Genomic DNA, 25,873 nt, shown 5'->3' with positions numbered 1-25,873 from the left:
CGGGCTTTGATTAGTCGGCGGCTTGCACAGAGGCCGCCGGAACGCTTTTGCGGGGCTTGCCGAGCAGCGCGTTCATCGCGGCGGCAAGCTCCTCCGGAGGCGGGGCGATCCATTCGCCCCGCTGCCCGAACCGGGCGGCATCGTCCCAGGCGATGAACCGCCGAAGCGCATCGGCGCGCGCGCCGGGCATCGACGCCGACACGGCGTCCGCGTATTCGCGCGCGGTATGATGCGGCGGTCGCGCCATCATGCGGCGGCCGAGCAGGACCCACGCCGCGGCGGATACCGCGGCGAACTGCTCTTGCGCGGCCGCGGCGCGGCCTGCGCCATGCGCTGCGGCGTACCGGCGCAGCGCGAGCGCGAGGCGCACCCGCCTGCGCTGCGCCGCTGCCGCAAGGCCGGCCGCGAAGAGCAGTGCGGCCGCGCCTGCGGCGGCCAGCGCGGCGGGCGAAGCCGCCGCCGCGCCATGGGCGGCGCTCCGCGCCGCCTGCGCGAGGGCATCCGCCCCTCGCGCGACGGCCGAGGCGGCGTGGTCCACCGCCGCCTCAAACCGCGCCAGCATGCCGTCCGTTCCGGCATCGGCATGCTCTGGCGCACCCGCATCATCGGCAGCTCCGCCGGCCGATGACAGCCCGCCGGACGCCGATGCCCCGGCGTCAGCACCAGCTGGCCCCGTGCCGCCGGCAAAGCCCGGCGTCGGGTCGAACGGCACCCAGCCTGCGCCGGGGAAGTACACCTCTACCCATGCGTGCGCATCCTTTGCCCGCACATTGTAGAGGGTCCCGGCTGCGCTGGCAGCGTCCGCTCCCGCCGTGGATACCGGCGTCCCGGATACAAAGCCTTTTACCCATCTAGCCGGAATCCCTTCCTCGCGGAGCAAGACAACCATAGCGCTGGAGAAATGCACGCAATAACCTCGCTCCTTCTCAAACAGGAAGTAGTCGACAAAGTCCGCTCCCTTTGGCGGAACCGTACTGTCCAGCGAATACGTATAGCTGTTTTTCAAATATTGCTCGACCGCTTTCACCTGATCGTAACGGTCGGCCCGTTCGTCTCCGACAATCTTGTCTGCCAGCGTCTTCACGCGGTGCGGCAAAGAATCCGGCAGCTGCAGGTAGTCCGTCAGATCCGTCTCTTCGGTTTGCGCAAGCGCCGCGGTTTCTCCCGCAAAAGCAGAGCTGTCAGCCTCACGCAACAAGGAGGTATCCGTTACCGGAAGCCGGCTCTCGACGGTGTACCGCTCCACCTGCGCTTTCTTATCCGCCGCATACAGAGCGCCCGCCAGCTCATCCTCCACATACGTGCTTAATTGCCGGTTGGGATCAATGGCCGACAGACTAAGCACGCGTCCCCCGCTCCCCGCGAAAAAAAGCGGCAAGCTCTGCGATGCGGAAGGCTCGGTCATAATGACAGTCTGCCGGATGGTCCGGTTATCCCCGGTAGGGCTGGCCGCAAGCTCGGATGGCTTATCACCGTATTCCACCGGATGCAGCACTTTCCCGCTCCAGCTGCTGTCCCAGCCGCGTCCGTTATAGACGGCTTTGGATTCACCTCTCCAATAGGTTTGAACCGGCGAAAACCCGCTGAACACCACCGTATCGTCCTGGGATAGGGAAGCTCCAAGCTCCCGGTCGTCGAAGCCGTACCCGGTCATGCCGCGGCCTTGCCCCGCCGTACCCATCGCCGCCTGCATGGCAGCCGAATAATTTTCCTTGTCAAGCTCCGCCATCGCCTGTTCAAGCCGATTCGCAGCGTTTACCGTCCATGCCGAAGGCTCCGTTTGCCTAGGCTGCCCGCTGGACAACAGCATTCCGACGCCCACGCATAAAAGCACCAGAAATTCGCCGGCAGCCAGCCATTTCGGATGGAGCTGACGGTCGAATTCGCTGCCGCCGCCCTGCATCCGCCTTACCCTGGCCATCGTTACGACGGCTCCGAGCAGCAGGCCCTCCGCCGTTGTGCGAAGCAAGCCGTTAAACACGTCGATGCCCACCCAAGTATGAAGAATCAGCAGGTAAGAGACCGTAATCGCCGTCAGACCCAGAGCAACCTGCCTCATCCATACAAGGGCCTGCAGCGCGGGAGCCAGCATAGCCCAGCCTGCGAAAAGCAGCAGCGTCCTCAGCTCGCTGGTCATCGTCCACATGCCGTAAGTGAACAGCTCTTTAATATCTCCGGCCAGCATGCCGGGGTAATTCGCCAGCCACTGCAGCGCGTTTTCGTCATTTCCTTTAAATAGAAGCATGATGGTTATGACGCATAAGAAGCCGTTCATGAGGAGCGACATATACCAGGCCGGGCGAAAAAGCCCCATAACCATTACGCATCCAACCACCGTCAGCAGCGGGCCAATCTGGTAGACATCCGCCCATTCCTTGTAGTGGAGCCAAGGCAGAAGCCATTCGGCCAATAGGCCAAATAACAAGGCGGTCGTCAGTACGCGGAAGCCCAGCGACCCGTTATCGGGAGTATTATCTCGCATGCCGGCTGCCTCCTTCCGCCGTTTGCGTCGGCCGGTTCATTTTATCCGGATAAGCGAGCCAGTTGACGGACAATCCCGCCTCTTCCAGAAGGCGCTGCTGCTCGCGCATCGCAAACGTGAGAACTGTTTGCTTCGTGACGACATGCAGACGGATTCCGCATTTCTGATCGGCCGCATAAGCGGCAAGTTTAATCCAGCTTTGACCGCTTTTCCAGTCCGCGGTATAGACATGGATTACGCCTCCGGCCTTCAAGCCTCCAAGCTCCGTCCGGAGGCTGTCAACGGAGACTGCCGTTTTCGTGAGCTTCAGCCTCGCCAGCCGTTCCAGCAGTTGGTTAACCTGCTGGCCGGCTTGGCCGCCCCGCTTTTGCTTCTCCTTTGCCCCTCCTGTACCAACTGTCCCCGCAAGGAGCCGGACATCGCAGCCGTCCGCTGCCGCCTGTTCCATTCCTCTTGCGAGCCATGCCAGAGAAGCGTCAAATAGCCGCCCGTCATGATTAAAAGCAGCGCTGTGCGTATCCGCGATCATTATAATCTCGGCCGGCTGCTCGAGCAGATGCTGCTTTGTGAACATCCCTCGTCCTTTGGCCGCAGCCCGCCAATTAATATGCCGCATCGAGTCCCCTTCCCGGTACGGTCTGCTGTCCGGCCCGATTCCGGCCTGCTGCAGCAGCCTGTCCGCGGTAATGGCGCTGATCTCTCCGCCGTCGCTTATAAAAGCCGCCGAAGAATCGCCCGATACCTGCTCCGCCATAGCTCCGTGCAGCTGCTCTGCCCGGCGCCTTTGCTGCTCCGGAAGCGCGGGGACGGCTACTAGGGTGCCCGGACATTCCAGCTTTTTGTGAAAAGCCGTAAGTCCAAGCCAATCGCCAACCGTTACCGTCACCTGGCCGAATTGATGCTCCCCGCGCCTGACGGCAAGAACGGAATAGCTGATCTCTACCTCTTTGCGCAGCAAAGGCGCCACAAGATAACGATAGTCCAAGCTCGTCCTTTTTGCCGTGCTGGTATTGGTCATTCCATCGTGAACGGCTATCCATACGAAAGGTACAATGGAAGAACGCCTTAACGTCAGCCGTATAACCGCCTCGTCCCCGTCTTTGATTTTGGCTTCCGGGATAATCCGGCTGACCGTAAGGCCAAGGGTCGAGAGCAGCGGCATAACAATCGATAACAACGGAAGCAGACTCAGCACAATAAGCATAAAAGTCTCCACCGCCCCGCCCCGGGTAAGCATGCCGCCCAGACTCATCAGCCAGCCGGCCGCTATGAGGAGCCAAGCTCCCCAGCGGGTGCGGTATACCGAAGGACGCGCAGACTGCGCCGGTTCTTCTACAACCGTTTCCTGCGCTCCCGTTCCGGTCATTCCTGCTCCGGCCGGCTTCGTTTTATTGCCGGCTGAAGGAGGGAAGCCTTGTGCCGGCTGTCCTTTGGCCGCTTCCGCCAGCATGACATTCGAGTCGTTTCCCCGCCTCTTCATTTCTGCCTCCCTGCGATTTGACCGGGGGCAATTGACGCGGGCAGAGGCGTGCTTCTCATAATCCGGGTCAAAGCTTCGGATACCTGTCTTCCGCCGGCGCTTACGCCGTTCAGCCGATGCGCCAGCACAGCCTCCCCGGTGGCGAACAGATCATCCGGCAGGACGTATCTTCTTCCCTCCACGTAAGCTCTTGCCTGTGCCGCGCGCAGCCAGTCGCGTCCCGCCCGCGGACTTAATCCCAGCTCCAACTCGGGCGCGCGTCTAGTCGCATCCGTCACCTTGGCCATATATTCGAGCAGTCCGGGATGGACATGCGCCTGCCGAACCTCCCGCTGCATCCGCAGCCACTCCTCCAGCATAAGGACCGGACGAACCTGATGAGGCTCCAGCCTCGAGCCCGACGCATACTGCTCCAGCATTTTCGCTTCGTTCTCCATAGAAGGGTAACCAATGGACAACCGCATCATGAAACGGTCCAGCTGCGCTTCCGGCAGCGTATTGGTTCCTTCATAGCTTAGCGGATTCTGCGTCGCGATAAGCACAAACGGCTCGGGCAGCCTGCGGGTTTCCCCTTCCACGCTGATTCTCCGCTCCTCCATCGCTTCGAGCAGCGCCGATTGCGTTCTTGGCGAAGTCCGGTTAATCTCGTCCGCCAGAACAATGTTGGCCATAATCGGCCCGGGCCGGTAGACAAGCTCGCTGATCCGGCTGTCCCAGACCGCTCCGCCGATCACATCCGCAGGCAGCATATCCGAGGTGAACTGGATCCGCTTGAATTCTCCCCCCAGCACGCGGGCAAAAGCGCCCGCCAGCATCGTTTTCCCCACGCCCGGCACATCCTCCAGCAGCACATGGCCGCCGGCCAGCATAGCCGTCAGAAGCTGGGTAACCGTTTCTCTTTTTCCTAGCAAAACCTGATCTACTCTATGAATAAGCCTTTGCAGCAGTACCTGCGGCGGCTCCGGCCAAGACTGCGCTTCCGCTCTTCCCTGCAAGCCTTCGAATTTCGGCACGATCATCTCTATCATCGACCTCCTGAAAAATAGCTTCTCTATCTTTCAGTATCGCCACGCGCCTCTCTATTTAGACCTGCTAGACGGAAGACGGCTCAACCCAAATCTCTCTTTTGCCTTCCGTAACCGTTATTCTGCTTATTCCAAAATGAAACCGCTGAAGCGTCTCTCTTAACGGCACCATAATCCGGCTCGGCAGGGACGTTCCGCTGCCTCCTACCTCCGCTGCCGTCCAGCTTGCGCTTTGATTGTTCACCATGGCCTCGACGACTCCGCTTGCCATGTCGAGACGGATAATGCCATGAAGCCCTAAAGACAGCTGCCGCAAAGGAACATCAATGGTGCCGTTTAACATCCTGTAATCCTGCGGTGCAAAAGGAATGTCTTCTCCGCCGGCATGAATGATTAAGCTTTGGGTATTTTGCCGGGGCAGAGTTGTTCTCGTCCGGGCCGTATATTGAACGAGAGTCAATGTCTCCGCAGCCGTCACTTTGGGACGCTTCCACTTCATCGATGGGGAGAGGCGGAATTGGATCGGCTTGACCTGGTCGGTTAACACCGCGAACTGATATCCTTTGTTTTTGAAAAAATCGATCACTTCCGGCAGCGCCTTTACCGATTCCCCATGGATGGAGCTGTCATGCATCAGCACAACTACCTTACTGGATAGCCTGGAGCCTTTAACGGTGTTGATGATCTCTTGGGCCGGCACGCCTACCCGCGTCGAGTCGCCGCTGTCCACGTTCCAGTCGTTGACGATATAGCCGGCCTTGGCAAGCGCGTCGTAATACCCTTGGTCAAAGTTGCCAAACGTCCCTCCCGGCGCACGCAGCAGATTGGTCCGTATTCCCGTCACTTTATAGATTTCATCGTCGGTATCCATAACCTGCTTGGCGAATGCCGAGAAGCTGCTGTACAGCTCTTTATACACATGATCGTACGTATGATTGCCGATGGCATGGCCTTCCTTCACGACCTGCCTCGCGATATCCGGATATTGCTTCACTTCCTTGCCCAGCATAAAAAAGGTTCCCTTCACGCCCTCGCGCTTCAGGATGGCAAGAACCTCCTTGGTTTTCTCGCTTGGGCCATCGTCAAACGTCAAATAGACGGTTGGCTTGGCCGCCGCCGTTTTCGCTTCCTCCGCGCTATAGTTAACCAGCTGATCCGCTAGAATCGGACTTCCCGCCCCTTCTTCCTGATGCACGGCGGGTCCTTCCGCAGATCTCCCGGCAGCCGCGGCTACCTCGCTCGCCAGCCCCGCATGCGCCAGCTCGCTTGCCGCCTCCCCCTGATCCTCCGTTACCGGACCGGCTCCAAGCAGCCCAAACCATAACACAACCAAACATAATCCCGTCTGCACCAGCAATCGCATCACATTTGCCACCCTTCTCTACTCTCGTAAGTAATCAAACTAGTAGAGTATATGAACGGCAAATCTAGCAAATGCCCCGTTAATCATTCATTTCGTATATTGTTTTTCTGCCGCGCAAACAAAAAAGACGGGTCCACAGGACCCGTCTTTCAATCGTTATAGCTTGGCCGCCTCGCCTGCCACCTGCTGGACATGGCCTTTGATCTTTACGCCGCGCCACTCGCGGACAAGCTTGCCTTTCTCATTGATGAGGAAGGTGGAGCGGACTACGCCCATGTACTCGCGGCCGTACATCTTTTTCATCTGCCAGACGCCATACTTCTCGCATACCTTATGATTCTCGTCCGACAGGAGAAGGAACGGCAGGCTTTGCTTGCCGATAAACTTCTCATGCGACTTGACCGGATCCGGGCTGATGCCCAGCACGACCGTATTACTGTCCACCATAGCGGGATACGCATCGCGGAAATCGCAAGCCTGCTGCGTACAGGTAGGCGTATTGTCCTTCGGGTAGAAATAGAGGACAATCTTTTTCCCGCGGTAATCGCTAAGCTTCACCGTCTCGCCGTTTGATGCCGGCAGCTTGAAATCCGGCGCTTTTTTGCCTACTTCAATCGTACTCATGCCACTAAACCTCCAATACCTGCCTTAACCTGCCGGGCCTACGAGCCCGCCCCGCGGTACCGCTTGACGCCATGATTCCAGAGCGCCAGCCCCAGTCCGAACACGATCACGCCCATAACCGGCGTAAACCAGGCCAGCTGAGACAAATCATCGGCCTTATTATCCAGGAAATACGATGCCGGAATTACGCCTACAAAGGCAAAGGGCAGCAGCCATGTCAAGACGAACCGAATCGTTTTGTTATAAATGTTGACCGGATAACGGCCATAGTTCTGTACGTTGTAAATAAGCGGTACGATGCCCGTCGGCGCATCCGAGAAGAACGATATCGCCGACAGCGCCGTATAAATCCCGCCATACACAAGCACGGCGCCAAGCACGAACAACAGCATAATCAAGACATAATACCAGTGGAACGCTAGCCCAAGATCATTCCAGCAGACGGCCATAATAACCGCACCTACCACGGAGCCGATCAGGGACGGCGGATCCACGTTTTCGAGCAGCACTTGAAACAGGTTATGGGCAGGACGCGTCAGGATGCGGTCCATCTCCCCTTTTACAATATAACGCTCGCTGAAGTTCCACATCCCGAAGAAGGTAGAGAAGATTCCGTAAGGAATCATAAAGAAGCCGTATACGAAAATAACCTCCGACTCCGACCAGCCGCCAAGCGAAGGCGTGTGCTGGAACACGACAAGGATGAAGACCAGGTTCATCCCCTGGAACATCAAGTCCGACAGAACCTCGACCCAGAAGTCGGCGCGGTAGGTAAGACGGGTTTTGGCATAGTTTTTAATATATTCCCAGAATAACACGGCATACAGCATCTTGAATCAACCTCCTTGCACGAACAGCCGCTTGCGGGCCGCACGCCAAGTAAACATAATGGGCACGAGCAAAATAACGAACCACAACGCCTGAATGCCCAGTACGCCCCAGGCTTCGCTCATCGGGGTACGTCCGGTAAAGACGGCGCTTGGCAAATACGTGATCGCCTGGAAGGGCAGCCATTCCATCGTCCCCTTCAGCCAGCCCGGGAAGAAGGCGATCGGAATGAGCACGCCGGAGAACAGGTCGACAAGCACCCGCTTCATCCGCATCATTCCTTCGTTATTTTCCACGAAAAAGGCCGCAAGACCGGTCAAAATATTAAGCTGCGAATTAATGAACAAGCTGAACAGCAGCATAATGAAATAGACAATCCATACAGCCGGGTCCTTCGGCAGCTTGACCGGGAACAGCAGACAGACGATAACCAGTCCCGGACCCATAAAGAGGATCAGGCGGAACAGCCCTTCGCCAAGTCCCTGCATCATTTTGACGAGCAAATAGGAATACGGGCGGATCAGCTGCATCGCGATGCTTCCGTCCCGGATATCGTTCGCAATCTCGCGGTCCAGGTTATTGAAATAAAAGGCGCGCGCCATCCACGACACGGCGATATACGTCGTCATTTGAGCGAGCGTAAAGCCTTGAAGCGTCTCGGCCGAGCCGAAAATCGCTTTCCAGAGGAAATAATACGCTCCAATATTAATCGCATAAATAATGATACCGCTATAATAATTAACGCGGTAAGCCAGCATGGTCAGAAACCGGATTCGGATAAAATCGACGTAAGCGCTCATCATCGCAGAGAAGTCTCCTTCTCAGCCTCGGCCTCCTGCTTTGGGGACTCGGCTTCCAGCAGCGTTGCGGCGGCAGATGCCGACGCTGAACCGGAGCGATAAATTTCGCGCACGATATCGTCGGTGTTGGTCTCGAGGATTTTGATATCCCGGATATCCGCCCCGCCTACAACTACGCCAAGCGCGTCCGATACGTTAATCGTATGCGGCAGCCACATGGAGGCGCCTTGCTCGCTCATTGTCCAGGTAACATCCAGTCCTGCCGTTAGCAGCTGCAGCTTCGCAAGCGACGTTGGCGTGCCGAATTGGAACTGGATCTCGCGTCCTTTGCTCCAGCGGTTCTTCAGCTCTTCCAGTCCGCCGTCATAAATAATCCGGCCGTCATCCAGCATAATGACGCGCGAGCACAAGGCTTCGATATCCTGAAGGTCGTGAGTGGTAAGCAGAATCGTGGTCCCCTCTTCGCGGTTCAGATCCTTCAGGAACTCGCGGATTTCCGTCTTCACCACGATGTCCAGGCCAATGGTTGGTTCATCGAGGAACAGGATCGACGGATTATGCAGCAGCGATGCAACCAGCTCGCAGCGCATCCGCTGCCCAAGGCTCAGCTTGCGGACCGGACGGTTCAGAAGATCGCCAAGATCAAGGCGTTCCACGAGGTTGTCCAGTCTTTTGCGGAAATCTTGCTCGGATACGCGATATACTTTGCGCAGCAACTGGAAAGACTCAATAACACCGATATCCCACCAAAGCTGGGAGCGCTGGCCGAAAACAACGCCAATCCCTCCGACAAATTTTTCGCGGTCCTTGTAGGGTACATAACCGTTTACCTTCAGTTGTCCGGATGTCGGTACCAGAATGCCGGTCAGCATTTTAATCGTAGTCGATTTGCCTGCGCCATTCTCGCCGATATAACCGCAAATCTCGCCTTGCGGAATTTGGAACGATATATCTTTAACGGCTGTAACCTCGTTGTATTCCCGTTTGAACAGATCCTTTAGAGCGCCGGACAAGCCTTCTCTGTTCTTTTGCACTTTAAACTGCTTTCGCAGATCTTTGACATCAATCGCCAGCATGGGTTTAATAAAACTCCTCTCCGTTAAGAACGGTCGACATTTCCCGGGGAATTATGAGTTTTTTCCAAGGGAAACGATAAAACTTGCGTCTATCTATCGTTCCGCTTTATAATTTTATGATATGTAATATTACAATAGTTATGGTTTTGCGTAAATGGCAGGCATCATCGATTCGGGAGCGATGGATCGCCTGTCTGATTTGGGTTTACACACTTTTGCAGGATGAGTTGCTGAAAGGAGCACTACTACAGTCATGGCTACAAAAGCTAAAAAGAAAAGAAAACCTTGGAAATGGGTACTCAGCGGTTTTCTCGTAGTTATAGTTATTGCCATCGCCGGCCTGGTTTACTGGGGCACCGGCGTATATAATTCGTTAGACAATTTCAGCAAGAACAAAGAGGATTCCCGGTTTGGCCAATTCGAAGACAATACAACCCCCGCTCAAGCGCCTCCGAAATGGGAAGGCAAAGAACGCGTCAATATTCTGCTTCTCGGCGGCGACGCTCGCGGTCTGGAAGAAAATCAGGTTCCGCGGTCCGATTCCATCATGATCGCATCCTTTGACCCGGTTACGAAAAAGGCGCATCTCTTCTCCGTCCTCAGGGACACCTACGTTGATATCGAAGGGCATGGCAAAGGCCGGATCAACACGGCGATTACGCTAGGCGGACCGCAGCTGGCCATGAAAACCGTCGGAGACCTGCTTGGTCTCGACATTCAATATTATGTGTACACGGATTTCGAAGGATTCAAAGCCCTCGTCGATTCGATCGGCGGCGTATACTTCGACGTTGAAAAAGATATGCACTATACGGATAACGCCGACAAAAATAAATACGATATCGATCTGAAAAAGGGCTACCAGCTGCTGGACGGCGACAAAGCCTTGCAATACGTTCGCTTCCGCCACGACGCAATGAGCGACTTCACTCGCACCGAGCGCCAACGCGAATTTTTAGGCGCTGTAGCCGACAAGCTTAAATCAGGCTGGAACATCGTACAGATGAAAAAGATTCTGGACAGCGTATCGCCTTACATCGAGACGAACCTCCAGGTTACCGATATGCTGAAGCTTGGCCAGCTGGGCGTCGATTCCCACTTGGCAGGCACGCAGCAGGTTCCTCCAATGGATCAGATCGCCGAAGAGCATGTAGGCGGCGCGGCCGTGATTGGCGTCAAAGACCTGGATGAACTGAAAGCAACGGTTCAAGATACGCTGGCGAAGGATGATACAGAGACTACACCATCCCCATCGCCGGGTGCCGAGAACGGAACCGATACCACTACAAATTCGGTTAACAGCAGTACCGCGCAATAGGGGTAGAATAAAGGGAGTTAGCTTTACAAAAAGGGACCAGATCTCCGCCAACCGGCGAGATCTGGTCCTTTCGCATTTATGCGGTTAAAGGTAGAGCACGCTAACCTTTTATTTGTTTAATCATTGGCTTAGCTGTCGCTTGCGTTATATTGCATGAAGTTCAGCATATTCACGTATTTGAGCCCCGTAGGCAGATATAGCCTGCACGAAATGCAGGATACGATAGAATTAGCCTCCCAATTGGGCTAGATTCCGAGTGATATCCTGCATTTGGTACAGTATAACTTGTCCTAACCCTGTTCCTGGGGCAAATATACTGCATTTCGTACAAGGTGAATGAGCAGCAGAGCCATGTTTGGCGGATAAAGATCACGCAGCTGCTTGCGGAGCCTATAATTTACAACGGGGAGAAAGATATCTGCTAGGCCAGAAACGCCCTTGAGCATGACTTTGCTTTTTGCTCCGACTGCGCGATAATGGGAAGTGTCGATTTTTCTTCATTCAGGCTGTTTGCGCAGGCAACCGGCTTACATATTACGAACTACGGAGGATTTCTTTCATGTCTATGCAACGCAAACGTTCAGAGGCGCTTTACGAGGAAGCGCTGCAGCATATCGTCGGGGGCGTCAACAGCCCTTCCCGCTCTTATAAAGCGGTTGGCGGCGGTGCGCCGGTGTTCATGAAGCGCGCGGAGGGCGCCTACTTCTATGATGTCGACGATAACCGCTATATCGATTATTTGGCGGCTTACGGCCCCATTATTACGGGACATGCCCATCCGCATATTACGGAAGCGATTGTCCGGGCGGCGCAAAACGGTACGCTCTACGGTACCCCTACCGAGCTGGAAATCCAGATGGCCCGCATGCTGAAGGATGCGATCCCTTCTCTGGATAAAGTCCGCTTCGTGAACTCCGGCACGGAAGCCGTTATGACAACGATTCGGGTTGCCCGCGCGTTCACGAAGCGCAATAAAATCATCAAGTTCGCCGGCTGCTACCACGGCCATTCCGACCTTGTGCTCGTTGCCGCGGGCTCCGGCCCTTCTACGCTTGGCATTCCGGACAGCGCCGGCATTCCGACCAGTATCGCGCATGAAGTGATTACGGTACCGTTTAACGACCTGGACGCCCTGAAGGAAGCTTTGGAGCGCTGGGGTGACGATACGGCCGCCGTTATGGTGGAGCCGATTGTCGGCAACTTTGGCATGGTGATGCCTAAGCCGGGCTTCCTGGAGGGTCTCTGCACAATGACTCGCGAAGCCGGCGCCCTTGTTATTTACGACGAGGTTATTACGGCGTTCCGCTTCCACTACGGCACGACGCAAACGTTTAATGCCTTCCCGGATTTCAAAGCCATCGAGCCGGATCTTACCGCGCTTGGCAAAATCATCGGCGGCGGACTCCCGATTGGCGCTTATGGCGGCCGCAAGGAAATCATGGAGCAGGTTGCTCCGCTTGGCCCTGCTTATCAAGCAGGCACGATGGCGGGCAATCCCGCTTCCATCTCGGCGGGAATCGCGTGTCTTGAGGTGCTTCAGGAAGCAGGCATCTATGACCGCATGAACGATCTGGCGACAACGCTCGCAGACGGCCTGCGCGTTTCGGCTGCAAAGCATGGCATTCCTCTGACGGTTAACCAAATCCGAGGTTCGTTCTCGGCCCATTTCTGCAACCATCCGGTAACCAACTATGACGAAGCGCAGGATACCGACGGCGAAATATTCGGCCGCTTCTTCAAGCTTATGCTGGAGCAGGGCATCAACCTGGCCCCTTCCAAATATGAAGCGTGGTTCCTGACCACTGCCCATACGAAGGAAGATATCGAGATTACTCTTGCAGCAGCAGAGCATGCCTTCTCGAAGCTGTAATGAAATGCAGAAAGCTGTTCCGTACTGGAACAGCTTTTTCATATTCTCTGCATCAGCACACTTAACGGCCCTGATAGGCAAATAAGACCCTGCTAGGGTTTTATGCCCGCCATTCCCACTACTCTCTCTGCCAGTAAGACCCTGCCAGGGTCTTATTGCGTTGCAACACCGCTTCAACAGGCAATCTTCTTACGCCTTTTAAGCAAATAGGACCCTCAAAGGGTCTTATGCCCGCCATTCCCACAACTCTCTCTGCCAATAAGACCCTTCCAGGGTCTTATTGCTCCGCTCACCCGGCAACGCCGCATAACAAGATAAGCCCCCGCAAATTGCGGGGGCTTATCTCTAGCAACTTATTGATAGATTTCAATCTCGTACAACGAAGGACCGTATGGAGCAAAGCCCTTCTCCGTTACATAGATTCGTACGTATTGACCTTGCGTTGGAGCATCCAGATTAATGATCTGCTTCAATCCGTCTGCGCTAAGCGATTGTCCCGACACGGAATGGACAGTCGTCCAGCTCGCGTTATCGGTCAGATCGGCACCCGGCTGAGCCACTTGAATGTCGAACGATTTCCCGTAAGCTCCTTCCCAGTTCAGGACAAGTTTGCTGAAAGACTCTACGGCACCAAGATCCACGTAAATCCACTCCGGATGGTTATCCGTGTTTGTCGTCCAATCCGCTCCCCATCTCGAACCGGCATCGCCGTCTGTAGCTTCAGCCGCCAGGAATGCGCCCTGAACGGAGGAAGCAACGGCTGTCTTGCCAAGGGCAAGGTTCACATCGGCTATGATGACTTGCGTCACTTCGTTATCGGCATAACCCGATGCGGCAACCGTAATCGCGTAGCTGCCTGCTGCGGCGAATACGCCTGATTTCAATGTGATTTTGCCTGCCGCAACCGTATACTGGCTGGCTGCAAGAGCGGCATTGTTGACTTTAACGGCCGTAATCGCGCTTTCCCATGCGGAATCGCTGGCAAAGGCAAGGTCGATGCTACTGCCAACCTTATTATCGGTCGAATCCGCTGTCAGCACTGGGCCAAGCGGCAATACCGGATCGGGATTCGACGGATTGCCGTATACTTCAACCTCCCATAACGAATAGCCCCATTGCGTGCCTCTTGCCGTACCATAGATCCGGACATGGCGTGCTTCTTCGCCATGCAGCGTAATGTTGTCAATGCCGCCGTTGCCGGAAGGCTCGGTAAAGATGGTGGTCCAGTCGTTATCGCCCGGCGTTTCCGCCGAAGAGACTTGAACCGTATACGTCTTGCCGTAAGCCCCTTCCCAGCTCAGCGTCATGCTCTCCAGCTTATAGAGCTTCTTCAGGTCAAGCGAGATCCACTGCGGATCCTGTGCGGCGCTCTCCCATCTTGTTCCGGCCTTGCCGTCAATCGCGTTAGACGCAGGCTGATTGTTCGTCGATGCGGTTGCCGTGCTGCCAAGCGCGATGTTCTTCGCGCTGGTCTTCACTTCCTGCGATACTTCCGCTGCCGCATAGCCATTAGCCAGAATGGCTATGGAATACGTCTTGATCGATGGGAACAGGGAGGCATCAAGCGTGACTTTGCCAGCCGCAACCGTATACTGGCCTGCATTGACGGCCGCCCCGTCAATCGTAATGCCCGTAATGGCGCTTCTCCAAGCGGCATTGTCCGTAAAGGTCAGTTCAATTGGATAAGTCAGCTTATTATCCGTCGAATCCGCTGCCACCGTTGGCGGCGACACCTTCTCGCGGACGGCTACTTCATCGATGTAAATCGTATGCTCGCCGGATGGGGTCGTGATGTCTCCGCTTATAACGTTACCAAGCAAGTATTTCACCGTCAGCGTCATGTCGGCGGTTGGCTTCAATACTTTCGTGTAGACCGTAGAAGAGTCTCCCGTAAGATTGAACAGCACCTGCTGATTGCCGCTATAGCCGGTCAGCTCGACCAGAATCGGACGGTTCACGGTCGACCATGCTTTAAAGCTCAGCTCATACGTTTTGCCGGCTTTCAGCTTGATGCCGGATTGCATGAACTGCGTGGACCACGTATACGGAACGCTCCATTGCGGGTCCAGACCGCCGTTATAGTTGATTTGGATTGCAGCCTTCTCGTCCTCTACCGAAATCGAAGAGTAATCGTCGGCTCCTTTCCACGATTCCCAGTTAGCCGTACCGTTCGTAAAGCTGCCGTTTAATACAAGGTTGCCATCGCCGGAGAAAACTTGCTGCGTCAGGACAGCATCGCCATACCCGGTCGCGGCTACCTTCACCGGATAGTTGCCGTCAACGGAGAAGACATCCGAATGAAGAGTTAGTACCCCAGCCGTAACTGTGTATTGCGCTGCATTCAGAGCCGCACCGTTTACGGATACCGATGTAATAGCGCCTCTCCAGGCAGCGTCATCCGCAAAAGGAATCGTGATCTCTTGGCCGGCGAGATTATCCGTGCTGTCCGCTACCATCGTTGGCGGACGCTTCACCGGCGCATTTTCCACCTCAAGCACAACGTTGTCGATCCAGACGGTACCCACTGCTCCACCCGGCGTTTTGCCGAGCATGATCTTAAGCGCAAGCAGCTCGTCGGCCGCAGGACGAACCGTAAACTTCATATGCGTCCAATCCGTGCCAACCGCTTGCACGCCGGAATCAAATCTCCGGACGTACGAGGCGTTTTCCAACGTTGCCTGCAGGTCGCGTGCCACGGAGGCTTTTACGTCAAACTCCAGCGTATAGGTTAAGCCCTTCTTGAAGCTCATGCCGCCTTGAATCAGCATATTGCTGTAAGGCTGATTGCCCAGGCTTGTAATCGTAAGCTTCGCGGCGCCATTCTCCGTGGAGAACTGTGCAGCCCCGCCATCCTGCGTATTTTGTTCCCAATTCAGCAGACCGGCGAAGAAATCGCCGTTCTTCAGCGGGAACAGGTCCACGCCCGTGAAGTCGAAGTTGTTATTCGTCGTGCGGATCAGAGAGACATTGTCGATCGCAACATCCGCGTCATTGCCGCCTAGTCCAAAGACAAGCTGCCCTTCCTCATCCGTTACGCCAACCGGCATCGTAAACGTAAACTCCTGATTGCCCATTGCCGTGCCGATTGTAAAGTCTTTCGAAGCATAGACCGTATGGCCGTCCTTACTTAAGAAAGAAACCTCAATGGAACGCTCCGCTTCCCCCGAAGCCTTGAAGTTCAGCTTATAGGAATCGTTTTGAAGCAGATTGATTCCTTTTTGCGTTAGGGTAATATCCGATGGACTGTCTCCGCCGTTTGTAATGGCTGCTTCAAGTTGTCTTGCCTCAGGGTCAACCGAACCAGTAGCAGCTGCATCTCCCGAGGTTTCAAAGTTCCAGTACGTCATGCGGTCCATGGAGCCAAGATCGAAATTGCCGTTGTACACATGCTGACCGTTGCCAAGCGGCGCTTTCGCCCCGTTTTGCTCGGATACCGCATCAACCTCTTCGATCTTGATATTGCCGATCCATACCGTATTGGTATTGAGACCAAGATTAAGCTCCAGCCGCGCGGCAAGGTCAGTATCGTTATTCATCAGAAAGCGGTACTCGTAATGCTTCAGATTGGTTGTCAGCGCGGCATCGAAGTTATCCGAATAAGCGCCCCAGCCGTTATCCGCATCGCCGCCTACCTTCAGGCTCATATTTCTTGCTGCCGCTGCTTTGGCGTCAAAGCTGATTTTGTAAGCATGGCCTTTCGTAATCGTTGCATACTGAATCAATTGCAGAGCGTAATTCTGGTTGCCCCCGCTCGTAATCGACACTTTGGCGAACTTATCGTCGCCGATGGTGTCCACGACCGCGGAGCCTGCCCCGCCAAAGTCCGGCGTATGCAGGAAGTTCCAGTAGTTCGCGTCAAGCGCCTGCGTGGAATCCGTTATATCGGTAAGGCCATGCTCGAAGTCCTGATCGACAATCGCTTTCGCGTTAGCCGGAATCTCGTCCTTCGAATCCGGCTCTACCGGTGTACGGTAAGGACGGCCCGTCAGTTCGTAAGCACGAACATAGTCCACTTCCATTTTGGCTGGCAGATCGCTGTCGGCCGGAAGACGGTTGCCGTCAAATTGACCGCCAACGGCCAGGTTTAGAATAATATAGAACGGTTTATCAAACGGCGCGGGATATGCGTATTTATCCGGCTGATCGGCTCCCCAGCTGTTCCAGTTGTTAACCGTCTGATAGAGATTGCCATCCACATACCAGCGGATCTCGCCCGGCTCCCACTCTACCGAGTAGGTATGGTACCCGGAGATGGATTCGCCTTCGGGGAAGGTGTAAGCCGCACCCGTTGCTTTATTGTTCGGAGCGTTCTTGCCATAATGGATCGTTCCGCCGACTTCATGCGGCAGACGGCCTCTCGCTTCCATAATATCGAGCTCGCCGGAAGCGGCCCAGCCGCCGTATTCGCTGTCGGCAGGCATCATCCAGAAGGCCGGCCAAATGCCCGTGCCTTCCGGCAGCTTCATCCTGGCTTCGAATTTGCCGTAGGCCTTCGTAAACGTATTGCTGGTCCAGAGACGGCCGGACGTATACGGCTTGCCGTTAAACGTCTCTTTTTTCGCGGTAATGACCAGGTTGCCGGTTGCCGGATCAACGGCGATATTTTGCTTGCGGTAGTATTGCTGCTCGTTATTGCCCCAGTCCGCAACGCCGTATTCGGATCCATTGCCTTCCTGGTATCCCCACTTCGTCAAGTCGACGCCGTTTGTATCGGGAGTGACGGCATCGCCGTTGAACTCGTCGGACCAGACCAAGCTCCACATTTGCTGCGCTTCGATCGTTTGCGTAACTTGCCCCAGCTCGTAACCGGTTGCCGCAATAACGATAACGTGATCGCCCGCTGCTGCAAATACGCTCGCTTTGATCGTAATGCTGTTTGTTCCCACCGAGTAATCTTCCGCCTCAAGCGCTGTTCCGTCCACGGTGATCGCGTTAATCGAGCTGCTCCAGCCCGGCTGGAAAGCGAAGGTCAGCGTAATGTCTTTGCCCAGGCTGTTGTCCGTCACGTCAGGCGTAACGATTGGAGCCGAAGTAAGGCGTATATCGTTCGCGAGCGATACCTTTTCTCCCAATGCTTCCTTGGCGCCTTTCCGCTCGAAGCGGACGTTGTCGATCAAGACATCATGAGCGGCCAATGCATCGCCGTTCTTGCCTAGGAGGAACTTCAAGCCAACCGTATCATCCTTAGGCATCGTAAACTCGAAGGAATAGCTCTTCGTTGTTTCGCCTAGCGTTAATTTTTGATTCAGATAACGGGTATAAGTGCCATTTTCCGCAATAACCTCAATGGTTTTGGCTACGGTTGATCTTGCGTCAAAGGTTGCGATATAGGTATTATCCTTCTTCACCGGAAGCGGCTCTTGGAAGAGCATCACATCCCAAGGATTCGCGCCTACATTTTCGATATTGATCCTTGCTCTGCCGCCTGTAAAATCAAACGTTGCCTTCGAAGTACCGTCGTACACGCCTTGGATATGCTTCGACCAGTTCGCTTCGCCGTCTGTGAAGTAGCCGTTCTTTAATAGGAAGGCTTTCTCGCGGGCGTCTTTGATTTCCACCCGTACGTTGTCCGCGTACACATCATGCGCGCCAGCCGGATTTGCTGCTTGCTTGCCAAGCAATACTTTAAAGGAAGCTAACGTGTCACCTGTAACGGGAAGTTCATACGTAAAGGTCTGGTAGTCCGCCGTCAGATGCTCCAGCTTCGAAAGCAGGCGCCCGCCGGCATTGTCCACGACAATCTCCACGTCGCGCTCCGCGGTTGATTTGAGATCTACGGATACGACATAGGTATTGTCCTTGTGGAGAGTAAAATCGTTCTGCATCAGCATGACATCCCATGGATTATTGCCAACGCTGCTTACGTTGACCTTCATGCTTCCAGCGTCTTCGTTATAGCCGGTCACTTTGTCCCAGCCGTCGTAAGAGCCTTGCACATGCAGGCTCCACGATGCTTTGCCTTTCGAGAAGTCGCCGTTCTTCAGCGGGAACTGCTCGGAGAGAGGCAAATCGCCGATGCCATTGTTCGTCAGACGGGTCATGACCACATTATCGATGGTGACATCCGCATCGCTGCCGCCAAGCATAAAGACGAGAATCGCCTTGTCGTCGGCTGCTGCCGCGGAGTTGAAGTTCACCGTTTGCACTTCGGATGCGCTGGTCAGGTTTACCTCAACAGGGTCGACCACATTCGTGCCGTCCTGCTTCTGGATGCCAACCTTGATCGTACGGTCAGACGCTGCGCTTGCCTTGAACTTCACTTGATAATCGTTGTTCGGAATCAGGTTGACGCCTTTTTGAAGCAGGGTAACGGAGGAAGCACCCGCTCCGCCATTCGTAATATTCGCCTTGAATTCGCGTTCTTCCGGATCAACGGAGGCCGTTGCGGCCGCACCGTCCGCCGTATTGAAATGCCAATAAGTCAGACGGTCCAATCTTCCAAGGTCAAAATTGCCGTTGTATACGTGATTGCCGTTAATCGGCTCTTTCGCCGCATCCTCGTTATACGGATCCGGTGCGTCCACTTCCTCCAGCTTCACGTTGCCGATCCAGACCGGATTGGTGTTCAGCCCGATATTTAGCTCCAGGCGTGCCAGAACATCCGTATCGGCAGCCATCTGGAACGTCATGCTGTAGGTTTTGAATTCATCGGTCAGGCTTGCCGACAGAACATCGGAATACGTTGCCCAGCCGCGGTCGGCACCGCCGCCGATCTTGGCGGACATGGTCCGGTTCGTTGTGGATTTGGCATCAAAGGAAAGCTTGTAGTATCTGCCTTTGCCTACGGTAACGTTCTGGATGAGCTGCACGGAATAGTCCTGCGAGCCTCCGGCCGTAATATCCGCTTTGGCATACGTTTTGCCGCCAATAACGTCGGTTCCGATGGAGCCGTTGCCGTTATAGGTAGGGACATGCACGAAGTTCCATTTTTCCGGATCCAAGGTATCCGAATCTGTCGCTACCGTCTTAAAGCCATTCGCGAAATTCACATCATGCACATAGTTGCCGTCAATGGCCGGTTTGTGATTGTCAGGCAGAGCCTCTTGATCAACCTTTGGCTCTTCAAGTCCTTCCGTAGTATATCCGCCCTTCTTATCGTAGACGCGGACGTAATCGACTTCCATCGTACGGGCATTGTCGTCGAGCGGCATCTTGCCGCCGTCGAAGTTACCGCCAACCGCCAGGTTCAAAATCATGTAAAACGGTTTATCAAACGGTGCCGGATAAGCGTATTTCGCCGGCTGGTCAATTCCCCAGCTATTCCAGTTGTTTTGCGTTTGATAGACTTCGCCGTCTACCAGCCAGCGGATTTCGCCCGGCTCCCATTCAACGGCATAGACATGCTCGCCGCTGAAATCCGTTCCGCTTGCGAAGTTATATTTATTGCCCGTGTAGCGGTTGCCCGGGGCAGCTTTGCCGTAATGGATCGTTCCGGAAACTTCGCCCGGCAGTCGGCCGACCGCTTCCATAATATCGATCTCGCCGGAGGACGCCCATGTGCCGTATTCGCTTGTTGCCGGCATCATCCAGAACGCTGGCCAGAAGCCTTGCCCCTTCGGCAGCTTCAGCTTCGCTTCGAATTTGCCATAGGCTTTGGTGAATGTATTCTGAGTGAAAATTCGGCCGGAAGTATAAGGCTTATTATTGCTGTTTGCTTCCTTTTTCGCCGTAATGACAAGCTTACCGTCTTCTACCTTCATATTGTCCGCTTCATAGCTCTGCTGTTCGTTATTGCCCCAGCCGTCAAGGCCGTATTGCGAACCCGTACCAAGCTGATAACCCCACTTGTCGAGGTTTACGCCATTCGTATCGAGGTTGCTGCCGCTTCCGTCGAACTCATCATTCCAGACCATCTCCCACTCATCCGTTGGAATTGGCGTTGGTGTCGGTGTCGGCGTTGCCGTCTCCGTTGGCGTTGGCGTCGGGGTTGCAGTCGGCGCAGGTGTTGGCGTTCCGCCGCCAGTGCTTCCTCCACCGGTGCCTGGAGCTGTTCCGCTGTCTACGGCATAAGATTTATCTTTGTCCAGATTTTTGCCATTCAGGCTGGAATCCGATTTATTGCTGTTCACATGGTCGATATCCGAATTACTCGTTTCCAGTACCGTATCGGAATTGAGCTCCATCGTTCCGACCTCTGAGCCGTCAACAACGACGCGGACCGGCCCTTCCTTTTTATCAACAACGATATTCGGCGTCTGAACATTATTCAGATGAATACTATGCACACCACCGCCGCTGATAAAGATAGTTCCTTTTACTTCCGTATTTTTCAGCGTAAAATCGCCTTCGCCAATCCCAGCGGTCAAGTAAAGATTCCCGCCGATTGCCGAATTCTCGATCGTTACGCCGTCAAGGTTCACCAGCCCGTTGCCCGCCAGCTTTTGATCCTTGTACGTCTGCGCTTTCACGTAAGCTTCGCCTGCTAGCCGGCTTAATAGAACAACCGCTTCCGCACGCGTAATCGACTTAAGCGGCTGAACCGTCCCGTCCGGGAAGCCCTTCAAATAACCTCCGCTTACCAATTGGCCCAGCGGCTCTACCGCAAATGCGCCAACTTGCGCTTTATCATTAAACGCTACAAGCGGATCAGCGCCTGTTACTGCCGGCAATCTGAACAGTCCTGCAGCTATTTTTGCCGCCTCTTGTCTTGTAATTGCCGTATTTGGTTTAAAGGTTCCATCCGGATAACCGTTAATAAAGCCTGCTTGCTTTCCGATCGACACCGAATCGGCATACCACGCTTCTGCCCCTACATCCGAGAAGCCGTTCTCTCCTTTTGCCGTAAAACCAAACAAGCTGTTAATCAGCTTCGTAAATTCCGCGCGCGTAATGCCTTGCTCCGGCTTGAACGTTCCGTCCGGATAACTGTTAACGAGGCCCTTGGATGTCCAATCCGTTACCTGTTGCGAAGCCCAATGCCCCGCAACATCCGGTGCCGCAGCGCTAGTGGCTGCCGCTGTCGTATCCGAAGCCGCAAATACGGCTGACGGCACGTAACTTACGGCGATAACGACCGACATCACGAACGACAATAACCTTTTTGTTCTTTTTCTAGTCAACACTGTTTTCCCCTCTCAAGCAAGATGACCAGGGTGACTGTTCTAGTTGTAAACGTTTTCAGAATTTTCTAAAAAGGATATCCGGCAAAAGAAAAGGAACGCCTGGCGTAAATATGGCGTTCCTTATCCTGTTGCAAGCCGTTATTGCTAGATTACTTCGAAGCCGAAGCGTACCAATCGTTAACTTCCTTCGTTACTTGGTCGCCGCCGGATTTCTTCCAGTTCTCGACCATGGTATCGAACGAATCAAGCGGTGCTTGACCGTAGATGATTTTGGAATACGATTCGTTAACCAGTTTGTTCAGCAATTCGTTTTTGGACTTCATCGTTTCCGTCAGAGGACCTTGGAAGTAGTTCTTCATGCGAATATCTTTTTGATCCATAACGATCTTCATCGCTTCCAGGTTTTCCGGTTTACGAACGGCTTTTGTCTGCTCTTCGTACGGAGTAGTTGGAGCTTCGCCGTTATACAGCTTGATCATCGTGTCCGCATACAGGGCCGGTTGACGAGCGCCTTCGAATGTCAGCGAGTAGTAGATCGGCTCTACGAGATGCGTGCGGTCCGCATAGTTCGGGAACAGGTCCGGATATTTTTGCGGATCCTTCGTGATCGTGCCATCCGGCAATTTCGCCCAGTCGTAGCCTTCCGCGAAGCCGTTTTCGAACTCGCTGCCTTTTTGCGGGTTCGCCCAGTTATCGAAGAAGAAGTTGTAGTAACGGAGCAGCGCTTCAGGATGGGCCGCCTTTTTGTTGATCAGCATCCAGCCGTTAACGGAAGGGTTACCGCTTTGGGAACCGATTTTACCGTCTGGACCTGCAGGGATTGGGTAAGCTTTGTATTTCGCGCCGGGAACGTTGTTGATCAGATCGCCAAACGGCCAGTCCGGCAGCCAGTTGCGGCCTACGATTGCGCCCGCTTGACCTTTCGTGAAGAACTCCGAGCCGGAAGTATCGTCTTTCAGACCGGAGTCTTTCGAGATCCAGCCTTTATCCATCCAGGTTTTGAGCGTGCTGAGAGCCTGCTTCGCAGCTGGATCCACAGAGCCGAATGACAGCGTGCCGTCAGCCGCTTTATTCCATTGGCCCGGCATTGTGCCGTAAGCGCCGAACAGCCAGCTCACGTCCGTCATCCAGTTCAGGAAGCCGTTTTTGAAACCGAGTGCCATACCGAATGTATCCGGCTTGCCGTTGCCGTCCGGATCTTTGTTGGTGAATGCATCCATGATGGCTTCAAGATCGGCAACCGTTTTCGGAGCTTGAAGGCCCAATTTATCCATCCAGTCCTGACGCAGCCACAGCACCATATCGTCGTTGTAGGCGTAGTCGAGAACCGGAAGCGCCATTTTCTCGCCGTCGCGCGTTACCGGAAGGAAGGTATCCGGGTTCAGCGCTGCCGCTTTTTTGTACTCGTCGCCGGCATACTTGTCGAACAGCTCGTTAACCGACATGAATTGACCGGAGTCAATCAGCATGTTAACGGTCTCCATATCGCCGCGGTACGTAATAACGTCAGGCATTTTCTCGCCGGAGGAAAGCATCAGACGAAGCTTTGTTTTGTAAGCGTCGTTTGTATCCGTTACCACCCAGTCGTATTTCACGTCGATGCCCAAGTTGTCTTTCATATACTTTTGCAAAACGTTGTTTTCCATCGTTTCGCCCGTTTTGAAGAAGTAGTTCGTACCTACGCCTTTAACCGTTGTCAGAGTGATCGGCTCTACGTATTTCTTGCCGTCCCAACCCGTCTCGTCCGCACCGCTCCCCGCGTTGTCCGTACCTGCATTGTTCGTTGCAGCCGCATTGCCGGAGCTGGTTGCCGCAGGGTCGTTAGATGGCTTGTTGCCGTTAGTATTGTTGTTTGATCCGCATGCCGCAAGGCTTGCCGCAAGCACGCCAGTCAACGAAACGAGCATAAGCTTTTTCATTGAATTATGCATTTTTTTCCCCCCGTAAAATGATTATTATAGCATGAGAGCGCTTTATTTACTCTCAAGTAATACTATAGTCTTGGTTATTACTGATAGAAATACCATAATTTTGAGTAACATGCCATTTTGTTATCTTCTTAATTTCTACTCTTTTACCGCGCCAAGGACAATCCCTTTGACGAAAAACCGCTGCAGGAACGGATACACGACCAGAACCGGCAGCATCCCGATAAAGATCTGAGCCGCCTTCACCGTACGCTGGGAAATGTTCTTCAGCTCGTTTACGTCCGGGTTCAGCTTGCTGAAGTCCTGCTGTACGATTATCGTCTGCAGGAAGGTTGCGAGCGGATAGTTGCGGTAGTCGTTAATATAGAGCAAAGCGTCAAACCATGCATTCCAGTTGCCTACGATCGTAAATAGCGACATGGTTGCAATCGCCGGCATAGCCAGAGGCAGATAAACCCGGAACAGAATCGAGAAATGTCCCGCTCCGTCGATAAAAGCCGCTTCCTCCAGCTCCTTTGGCGTGGCGCGGAAGAAGTTCATCAGGAGAATCATGTTGAATACCGCGACGGAGCCCGGAAGAACAAGCGCCCAAATCGTATTCATCATATGAAGATTGCGAATGACGATATACAGGGGTACGATACCACCGCTAAACCACATGGTAAATACGAAATACCAAGCATATCGCGAGCGCGCCTTAAAAGCGGTCGTATCCTTGGACAGCGCATAACCGCCAAGCGTGATAACGGCCAGGGTAATGGATGCGCCAAGCGCCGTCCGCCCGATCGAGATCCAGAACGCCCGGAGGAAGTTCGGATTGTTCATCGTTTTCGTATACGATTCGGTATTGAAATCCACCGGCCACATGCCGACCAAATGCGCGTTTGCAGGAGCACTGGCACTAAAGCTGATCGCAAGGATATGAATGATAGGTATAATACACAACAGGCCTGCTAGAGCCAGGATTAAATAGTTGAATACCGAGAAAACCCGGTAACCGAATGTCTTTTGATACATGTGCGCAGGTACCCCTTTTTAGAAGATTTTATAATCCGCATATTTTTGAGCGAGCTTGTAACCGACGATAATGAGCACGAAACCGATGAGCGATTTAAAAATGCCAACGGCCGTGGCCAAGCTGTACTGCCCGTTTAGGATACCCGTACGGTAAACGAACGTGTCTATAATGTCGCCTTTGCTGTAGACAAGCGGATTATACAAGTTGAAGATCTGGTCGAAGCCCGCGTTCAAAATATTGCCAAGCGCAAGCGTCCCCACAACGATTACGATCGGCAGGAGCGATGGAATCGTTACATGCCAGGTTTGCTTCCAGCGAGTCGCGCCGTCTACTTCCGCCGCTTCGTAGAGTGCCGGATTCACGCCCGCCAACGCCGCGAGGTACACGATTGTGCCGTACCCGAATTGCTGCCAGACATCGCTAAGCACAACGACAAACCGGAACCAGTTCCCGTCGCCCAGGAACAGAATGGACTCCTTCACGCCAAACCAGTTATGAAGCACCGAGTTGATAATCCCGTCCGACGCCAGCATGTCATTCAGGATCCCCCCCAGGAATACCCAGGAGATAAAGTAAGGCAGATAGACCAGCGTCTGCACCGTGCGCTTGAAAGGATTAAAGCTGACTTCGTTCAGCAAAAGCGCAAACACGAACGGCACGATAATGCCGCATATAATTTTTAGTCCGGCGATCAGCGCCGTGTTCGTAATAACCTGCTTAATGTCCGGATAATCGAACATAAATTTGAAATGCTCAAGCCCTACCCACTTGGAATGGAAAATGCCATCGTACGGTTTGTAGTCTTGAAAAGCGATAACCAATCCTCCGAGAGGCACGTACACGAATATAAATTGCAGGATTACGGCCGGAAGCAGCATGATATGAAGCGGCCAGGTCCTCTTCAGAAATCCTCTCGATTTTGATTTGCCCATCTCCTGTCGCAAGACCTCATTGCCGGCTATCGCCTTTGTCGTTGTCCCCATCCCCATTGTCCTTTCC

General features: G+C 54.2%; 14 protein-coding genes. 2 read left to right on the top strand and 12 right to left on the bottom strand.

Annotation, left to right across the window (positions count from 1 at the left end):
* Positions 1-10: 10 nt before the first annotated feature.
* The 8 genes from CFI03_RS07780 to CFI03_RS07745 all read right to left on the bottom strand — a co-directional run bounded on the left by CFI03_RS07780 (position 11) and on the right by CFI03_RS07745 (position 9,678).
* Positions 11-2,482: a transglutaminase TgpA family protein gene (locus CFI03_RS07780; protein WP_116394111.1), complete on the bottom strand. Its 2,472-nt coding sequence runs from the start codon at positions 2,480-2,482 to the stop codon at positions 11-13.
* Positions 2,472-3,962, bottom strand: coding sequence for a DUF58 domain-containing protein (locus tag CFI03_RS07775; RefSeq protein WP_116394110.1), 1,491 nt, complete (start codon positions 3,960-3,962; stop codon positions 2,472-2,474). Before CFI03_RS07775 ends, CFI03_RS07780 begins: the two co-directional genes overlap by 11 nt.
* Positions 3,959-4,981, bottom strand: a complete 1,023-nt coding sequence (locus CFI03_RS07770; RefSeq protein ID WP_116394109.1) for an AAA family ATPase — start codon at positions 4,979-4,981, stop codon at positions 3,959-3,961. Before CFI03_RS07770 ends, CFI03_RS07775 begins: the two co-directional genes overlap by 4 nt.
* A 73-nt stretch (positions 4,982-5,054) precedes the next feature.
* Positions 5,055-6,350, bottom strand: coding sequence for a polysaccharide deacetylase family protein (locus CFI03_RS07765; RefSeq protein WP_116394108.1), 1,296 nt, complete (start codon positions 6,348-6,350; stop codon positions 5,055-5,057).
* A 156-nt stretch (positions 6,351-6,506) separates the two neighbouring features.
* Positions 6,507-6,974: a thioredoxin-dependent thiol peroxidase gene (gene bcp / locus CFI03_RS07760; RefSeq protein ID WP_116394107.1), complete on the bottom strand. Its 468-nt coding sequence runs from the start codon at positions 6,972-6,974 to the stop codon at positions 6,507-6,509.
* Between the two features lie 38 nt (positions 6,975-7,012).
* Positions 7,013-7,804, bottom strand: a complete 792-nt coding sequence (locus tag CFI03_RS07755; protein ID WP_116394106.1) for an ABC transporter permease — start codon at positions 7,802-7,804, stop codon at positions 7,013-7,015.
* Positions 7,805-7,810: 6 nt separating this feature from the next.
* On the bottom strand, positions 7,811-8,605 hold the full coding sequence (locus CFI03_RS07750) for an ABC transporter permease (protein WP_116394105.1): 795 nt from the start codon (positions 8,603-8,605) through the stop codon (positions 7,811-7,813).
* On the bottom strand, positions 8,602-9,678 hold the full coding sequence (locus tag CFI03_RS07745) for an ABC transporter ATP-binding protein (protein WP_116394104.1): 1,077 nt from the start codon (positions 9,676-9,678) through the stop codon (positions 8,602-8,604). Before CFI03_RS07745 ends, CFI03_RS07750 begins: the two co-directional genes overlap by 4 nt.
* Positions 9,679-9,931: 253 nt before the next feature.
* Here CFI03_RS07745 and CFI03_RS07740 point away from each other — a divergent pair, with 253 nt between their 5' ends.
* Together CFI03_RS07740 and CFI03_RS07735 are read left to right on the top strand one after the other, a co-directional pair.
* Positions 9,932-10,996 (top strand): LCP family protein, encoded by a 1,065-nt coding sequence (locus CFI03_RS07740; protein WP_116394103.1) that lies wholly within the window; start codon positions 9,932-9,934, stop codon positions 10,994-10,996.
* Between the two features lie 559 nt (positions 10,997-11,555).
* Positions 11,556-12,866 carry a glutamate-1-semialdehyde 2,1-aminomutase gene (locus CFI03_RS07735; RefSeq protein ID WP_116394102.1) on the top strand — a complete coding sequence of 437 codons (1,311 nt, stop codon included), beginning with the start codon at positions 11,556-11,558 and terminating at the stop codon, positions 12,864-12,866.
* A gap of 353 nt (positions 12,867-13,219) precedes the next feature.
* On the opposite strand, the gene CFI03_RS07730 is transcribed toward CFI03_RS07735, so the two are convergent.
* From CFI03_RS07730 to CFI03_RS07715, 4 genes are all read right to left on the bottom strand, one after another.
* Entirely contained in the window at positions 13,220-21,928 is an 8,709-nt protein-coding gene (locus tag CFI03_RS07730) for a hemoblobin-interacting domain-containing protein (protein WP_116394101.1), read from the bottom strand.
* Positions 21,929-22,077: 149 nt separating this feature from the next.
* The gene (locus tag CFI03_RS07725; RefSeq protein WP_116394100.1) at positions 22,078-23,859 is read right to left on the bottom strand and encodes an extracellular solute-binding protein; all 1,782 of its coding nucleotides are present in this window, start codon (positions 23,857-23,859) and stop codon (positions 22,078-22,080) included.
* Between the two features lie 135 nt (positions 23,860-23,994).
* A complete protein-coding gene (locus CFI03_RS07720) occupies positions 23,995-24,873 on the bottom strand; it encodes a carbohydrate ABC transporter permease (protein ID WP_116394099.1) in 879 nt (292 codons plus the stop codon).
* Between the two features lie 18 nt (positions 24,874-24,891).
* Positions 24,892-25,806: an ABC transporter permease gene (locus tag CFI03_RS07715; protein ID WP_116394231.1), complete on the bottom strand. Its 915-nt coding sequence runs from the start codon at positions 25,804-25,806 to the stop codon at positions 24,892-24,894.
* Positions 25,807-25,873: the final 67 nt, after the last annotated feature.

The sequence above is a fragment of the Paenibacillus sp. ATY16 genome (assembly GCF_003399985.2).
In the GTDB taxonomy this organism is placed as follows: domain Bacteria; phylum Bacillota; class Bacilli; order Paenibacillales; family Paenibacillaceae; genus Pristimantibacillus; species Pristimantibacillus glycanilyticus.
This window is presented reverse-complemented; position numbering and strand designations above follow the sequence as displayed.